Source organism: Fulvivirga aurantia, assembly GCF_009711475.1.
Taxonomy (GTDB): domain Bacteria; phylum Bacteroidota; class Bacteroidia; order Cytophagales; family Cyclobacteriaceae; genus Fulvivirga; species Fulvivirga aurantia.
On sequence record NZ_SMMD01000331.1, the window covers coordinates 1 to 1,790 of the forward strand.

The window sequence follows — 1,790 nt, forward strand, 5'->3', positions numbered from 1 at the left end:
TTACCCATTGATTATCTAGAAATAGGATACCGAAGTAACCCAATGAAAAGTTACCTTGGTGAATATTTTTATTGTCCGTCATATGTGCTTGAAGAAGCAAAAAAAATGAGCAATAAAAAACTGGTGATAATTCTAAATGAAAAAGATGTAAGGTCAGAGGATCTGCCGGATTTATTAAGCCCTTGTGTAGGATTAATTTCTATGGTGAGAATTGCCGTTGATCCAGCGAATTTTTCTAGAGCCCTTTTCTTAGGAGAGGCAGTAAAGAAATTGGGTTTTAAAGTAAGTTTCAATGTGATGTACATGTCAACCTGGGAAGAACAAAAAAAATTTTTATCGCATATAAAAGAAGTAAGAGGTATTGCTGATTATTTTTATATGGTAGATTCTTATGGTGGGGTGTACCCGGATGAGGTTAAAAAAACATTTCAACTTGTGAGAGAGCAGGCTGATGTAAAAATCGGGTTTCATGGTCATAACAATCTGGAAATGGCATTAATTAATACACTGACAGCAATAGAGTGCGGGGCAGATATAGTGGATGCTACTGTTACAGGTATGGGTAGAGGGGCTGGTAATTTAAAAACTGAGCTGCTACTTACTGCTTTACATAGTAGCATTAACCTCAGTGTCAACTTCAACAGCTTAAGTGATGTAGTTACAGGGTTTGAATCACTTCATTCACATCATGGTTGGGGCACGAATTTGCCATATATGGTTTCGGGAGCTAATTCACTCCCTCAAAAAGAAGTAATGGATTGGGTAACTCAGCGTTTTTATTCATTCAATAGCATTGTAAGAGCACTGCACAATCTAAAGAATAACGAGGAAGACAATCAAAAGCTTGAAATTTTTAATCCCTCAGAAGTTTATGAAATTGCTGTTATCATTGGTGGTGGCCCTAATGCGAGATTTCATGCAGATGCTGTTAAAGCTTATGTTAAAAAGCATCAAAACGTTTGTATTATTCATGCCAGCTCTAAAAATGCAGGCTATTTCAAAGACTTGGAAGTTCCGCAATACTTTTGCCTTGTGGGTAGTGAAGGTCATAGGCTGGAAAAGGTTTTTCAAAATTTGGGAGGATTTAATGGAAAGTGCATACTTCCTCCGTATCCTCGCAAGATGGGCACTTATATACCCAGCGCGGTAGAAAAAAATAGCTATGAGCTACGTGAGATCACTTTTACCGAGAAGTTAAAAGATGCCCATACGGTACTTGCATTACAAACCGCTATCAATTTAAAGGCAAGGTCTGTTAATTTAGTGGGATATGATGGTTATAAAGAAGGTCATATTACAGAAACAGAGCATAATTTAGCTGTAGAAAACGAAAATGCCTTTCAGGATTTTGAAAGTGTAACAGGCTTGAAGGTTATCTCTTTAACTCCTTCGTATTATAATAAAATATCTGTGGAATCGATTTACAGTCATTTGATATGAGAGACGTAACTTTTTTTCTGCCTGTTAGAAGTGGTAGCCAGCGAGTTAAAAATAAGAATACACGTGATTTTTGTGGTATCCAGGGAGGCTTGGTATATCTAAAACTTAAACAATTAATGGATTGCAAGAGTATAAACAGTGTTGTGCTTTCAACCAATGATGAGCAAGCTATTCGTATAGCTCAATGTCTAAATCCAAAACAAGATTTTATTAAGGTAATTCATAGACCACAGGAGTTGTGCTTAGACTCTACTCCATTGCACTCGCTTATAGAGTACGTACCCCAAATTGTTAAATCCAACCATATTTTATGGGGCCACGCAACTACACCATTTATTGAGGCAGAAGAT

General features: G+C 36.9%; 2 protein-coding genes. Both read left to right on the forward strand.

Annotated elements, in window-relative coordinates; all coding sequences use genetic code 11:
• Positions 1-1,440, forward strand: a 1,440-nt coding sequence (locus E1176_RS01540) for a beta/alpha barrel domain-containing protein (protein WP_155208819.1), incomplete at its 5' end; no start/stop codon positions are given.
• Positions 1,437-1,790 (forward strand): cytidylyltransferase domain-containing protein (locus tag E1176_RS01545; RefSeq protein WP_425482542.1); only part of this gene is annotated, 354 nt, incomplete at its 3' end. The genes E1176_RS01540 and E1176_RS01545, both read left to right, overlap by 4 nt.